This window comes from Pseudomonas sp. SDO52101_S400, from assembly GCF_054071635.1.
This window is the reverse complement of the sequence record NZ_JBSVWF010000123.1, coordinates 1-3,401: the sequence shown is the minus strand read 5'-3', so window position 1 is coordinate 3,401 and position 3,401 is coordinate 1. Positions and strand designations below refer to the sequence as shown.

General features: G+C 61.2%; 2 protein-coding genes. One reads left to right on the top strand and one right to left on the bottom strand.

All coding sequences use genetic code 11. From position 1 onward, the window contains the following. Positions 1-74 precede the first annotated feature (74 nt). Positions 75-1,811 carry an IlvD/Edd family dehydratase gene (locus ACW9HX_RS28900; RefSeq protein ID WP_011334608.1) on the bottom strand — a complete coding sequence of 579 codons (1,737 nt, stop codon included), beginning with the start codon at positions 1,809-1,811 and terminating at the stop codon, positions 75-77. Positions 1,812-2,004: 193 nt separating this feature from the next. Between ACW9HX_RS28900 and ACW9HX_RS28895 the strand changes: the two genes are divergently transcribed. Then, complete coding sequence (locus tag ACW9HX_RS28895; RefSeq protein WP_457383189.1) at positions 2,005-3,327, top strand: MFS transporter; 1,323 nt, start codon at positions 2,005-2,007, stop codon at positions 3,325-3,327. Positions 3,328-3,401: the final 74 nt, after the last annotated feature.

Here is a 3,401-nt window from a genome sequence, read left to right as displayed (position 1 = left end):
GGGTGTCAGACAAACACAGGTTGCTGACACTCCACTTTCGCGAGCAAGCCCGCTCCCACAGGGCGACGGCGGTGTTAATGGGAATGGCGGGGAACTTCAGCCCCTCGGCAACCTACAAGGAAGTCAAAGTCGCACCCTTGATCGGCCTGCAACACATGGTCGATGTACAACTGACGATAGCCCCCCACCAACAACTGCTGCGGTGGTTGCAGATCCGCCATGCGCGCCGCCAGTTCGGCATCGGGAATGTCCAGATGCAAACGCCCGCTGGCGCAGTCCAGCTCGATCCAGTCACCTTCCTTCACCGCAGCCAACGGACCGCCTGCCGCTGCTTCCGGGGCGACGTGCAACACAACGGTGCCGTACGCCGTACCGCTCATCCGTGCGTCGGAGATGCGCACCATGTCAGTCACACCCTGAGCCAGCAGTTTGGCCGGCAGCCCCATGTTGCCGACTTCGGCCATGCCCGGATAACCCTTCGGCCCGCAGTTTTTCATCACCAGAATCGAGTTCGCATCGACGTCCAGTTCCGGGTCGTTGATCCGCGCCTTGTACATATCGAAGTTCTCAAACACCACTGCACGGCCGCGGTGCTGCATCAGTTCCGGGGTGGCGGCTGATGGCTTGAGCACCGCGCCCAGTGGCGCCAGATTGCCGCGCAGCACACAGATGCCGCCGTCAGCGCGGATCGGATTGTCCAGGGTTCGGATCACTTCGTCTTCACCGTAGATCGGTGCGTCCTTGGTGTTCTCGCCAATGGACTTGCCGTTGACGGTCAGCGCGTTCGGGTTCGGAATCAGATTGGCCTCGCCGAGGCGACGCAGCACGGCCGGCAAGCCCCCGGCGTAGTAAAACTCTTCCATCAGGAAACGCCCGGACGGCTGCAGGTCAACGATGGTCGGCATGCCGCGACCGATGCGGGTCCAGTCGTCCAGATCCAGCTCGACGCCGATCCGTCCGGCGATGGCTTTCAGGTGAATCACTGCGTTGGTCGAACCGCCAATCGCCGCGTTGACCCGAATCGCGTTTTCGAAGGCTTCCTTGGTCAGGATCTTCGACAGTTTCAGATCTTCCCGAACCATTTCCACGGCACGCATGCCGGACATGTGAGCCAGCACATAGCGCCGCGCATCCACCGCCGGAATCGCCGCGTTATGGGGCAGGGAAGTACCCAGCGCTTCGGCCATACAAGCCATGGTCGAGGCCGTGCCCATGGTGTTGCAGGTGCCGGCCGAACGGGACATGCCGCCCTCGGCCGCGAGGAAATCGTCAATCGTGATGGTGCCAGCCTTGACCTGCTCGCTGAGCTGCCAGACCACAGTGCCGGAACCAATGTCCTTGCCCTTGTGCTTGCCATTGAGCATCGGCCCGCCGGTGACGACGATCGCCGGCACGTCGCAACTGGCAGCGCCCATCAGCAGGGCCGGGGTGGTCTTGTCGCAACCGGTCAGCAGCACCACGCCGTCAATCGGGTTGCCCCGAATCGCTTCCTCCACATCCATGCTCGCCAGATTGCGGGTGAGCATGGCGGTCGGGCGCAGGTTCGATTCGCCGTTGGAGAACACCGGGAATTCCACCGGGAAGCCGCCAGCCTCGATCACACCGCGTTTGACGTGCTCGGCAATCTGCCGGAAGTGCGCGTTGCACGGCGTCAGTTCCGACCAGGTGTTGCAGATGCCGATGATCGGCTTGCCATGAAACTGATGGTCGGCGATGCCCTGATTCTTCATCCAGCTGCGGTACATGAAGCCGTTCTTGTCGGCCGTGCCAAACCATTGGGCGGAGCGCAGGGTGGGTTTCTTATCAGACATGATCGATTCTCTTATTGTAAGACTATTGTTTGCGAGCTTCGGCTAAACATAAGCGCAAAATCGACGCTTTGGAAGTGTTGTTGGGTAATTAGTATTACTATATAGTCGTTTTCGACGGAGGGATGGCCCTGGTGATTTTCCGCGAGAGGCGTCCCCCGAGGTTCCATAAAAACAACAATCGGAGACCGATCCCATGAACCAGGAACTGCGGCTTGTCCGGCGCATCACGCTGAAACTGATTCCCTTCCTGATCCTGCTTTACCTGATCGCCTATGTGGATCGCTCCGCCGTCGGCTTCGCCAAGCTGCACATGGGCGCCGACATCGGCATCGGCGATGCCGCCTACGGCCTCGGTGCCGGACTGTTTTTCATTGGCTACTTTCTGCTGGAAATCCCCAGCAACCTGATGCTCGAACGTTTTGGTGCGCGGCGCTGGTTTGCACGGATCATGATCACTTGGGGCGCGATCACCATCGGCATGGCGTTCGTCCAGGGCCCGCACAGTTTCTACGTGATGCGCTTTCTGCTCGGCGCGGCGGAGGCGGGGTTCTTTCCCGGCGTTCTGTACTACATCACCCAATGGTTCCCGGTGCGCCATCGCGGCAAGATCCTCGGGCTGTTCATCCTTTCCCAACCCATCGCGATGATGATTACCGGCCCCGTGTCCGGCGGCCTGCTGGGCATGGATGGCATCCTCGGTCTGCATGGCTGGCAGTGGCTGTTCATCGTCATCGGCACCCCGGCGATCCTGCTGACCTGGCCCGTATTGCGTTGGCTGCCGGACGGCCCGCAGCAAGTGACATGGATGGATCAGGCCGAGAAGGACTGGCTGACCGGCGAGCTGAAAAAGGACCTGCAGGAATACGGCCAGACCCGCCACGGCAATCCGCTGCATGCGCTGAAAGACAAACGCGTGTTGCTGCTGGCGCTGTTTTATCTGCCGGTGACCCTGAGCATCTATGGCCTGGGCTTGTGGCTGCCGACCCTGATCAAACAGTTTGGCGGCAGCGATCTGGTGACCGGTTTTGTCTCGTCGGTGCCGTACATCTTCGGCATCGTCGGCCTGCTGATCGTGCCGCGCAGTTCCGACCGCATGAATGATCGATACGGGCATCTGGCGGTGCTTTATGTACTGGGTGCCATCGGCCTGTTCCTCAGCGCCTGGCTGTCCTTGCCGGTGGCACAACTGGCTGCGTTGTGTCTGGTGGCGTTCGCGCTGTTTTCCTGCACAGCGGTGTTCTGGACGCTGCCGGGGCGGTTCTTTGCCGGTGCCAGTGCGGCGGCCGGGATCGCCTTGATCAACTCGGTGGGCAACCTCGGCGGCTACATCGGCCCGTTCGTGATCGGCGCCTTGAAGGAGTACACCGGCAATCTCGCTTCGGGCCTGTACTTCCTGAGCGGGGTGATGGTGTTCGGGCTGGTGCTGACGGGCGTGGTCTATCGCGTGCTGGAGCGCAAGCATGTGCTGCCAGTCGAGCAATTCGCAGCGAGCGCACGCGGCGCCACTCGAACCTGAATCTGCAGAACCATACACAACCTATGTGGGAGCGGGCTTGCTCGCGAATGCGCTGGGTCAGCCACCCTCACAGT